Below are 771 nucleotides of genomic sequence, written 5' to 3' on the forward strand. Positions count from 1 at the left end.
CCGCACCCCGCCGTCCACCGCCCGGAGCGGGAACATGTGGCCCGGCCGGGTGAGATCGGACGGGGTGGAAGACGCGGAGGCGAGCACGCGCGCGGTCAATGCCCTGTCCGCCGCGCTGATTCCAGTGCTCACGCCGACCGCCGCATCACAGGAGACGGTGTAGGCGGTCTGCTTCGAATCCTGGTTGTTGAGTACCATGGCCGGCAGCGCCAGCCGGTCAGCGGTTTCCCCGGTCACCGGTACACAGAGCACGCCGGAGGTGTACCGGATGGTCCACCCGGTCAGCTCGGCAGTGGCGAACTGGGCGGCGAAGATGATGTCGCCTTCATTTTCACGGTTGGCGTCCCGGCAGAGGTCGATCGCGGCTTCTGTGTGTCCCCGCCGCTCCCGCACCCCGCCGTCCACCGCCCGGAGCGGGAACATGTGGCCCGGCCGGGTGAGATCGGACGGGGTGGAAGACGCGGAGGCGAGCACGCGCGCGGTCAATGCCCTGTCCGCCGCGCTGATTCCAGTGCTCACGCCGACCGCCGCATCACAGGAGACGGTGTAGGCGGTCTGCTTCGAATCCTGGTTGTTGAGTACCATGGCCGGCAGCGCCAGCCGGTCAGCGGTTTCCCCGGTCACCGGTACACAGAGCACGCCGGAGGTGTACCGGATGGTCCACCCGGTCAGCTCGGCAGTGGCGAACTGGGCGGCGAAGATGATGTCGCCTTCATTTTCACGGTTGGCGTCGTCGACGACGACGACGGCGCGTCCCGCCGCCATGGCCTC

1 protein-coding gene is annotated in these 771 nt (G+C 68.5%); it reads right to left on the minus strand.

Translation table 11 applies throughout. From position 1 onward, the window contains the following. Positions 1–771, minus strand: a 771-nt coding sequence (locus X803_RS21235; protein ID WP_026543683.1) for a 3,4-dihydroxy-2-butanone-4-phosphate synthase, incomplete at both ends; no start/stop codon positions are given.

The sequence above is a fragment of the Arthrobacter sp. 35/47 genome (assembly GCF_000520475.1).
GTDB lineage: Bacteria > Actinomycetota > Actinomycetes > Actinomycetales > Micrococcaceae > Arthrobacter_D > Arthrobacter_D subterraneus.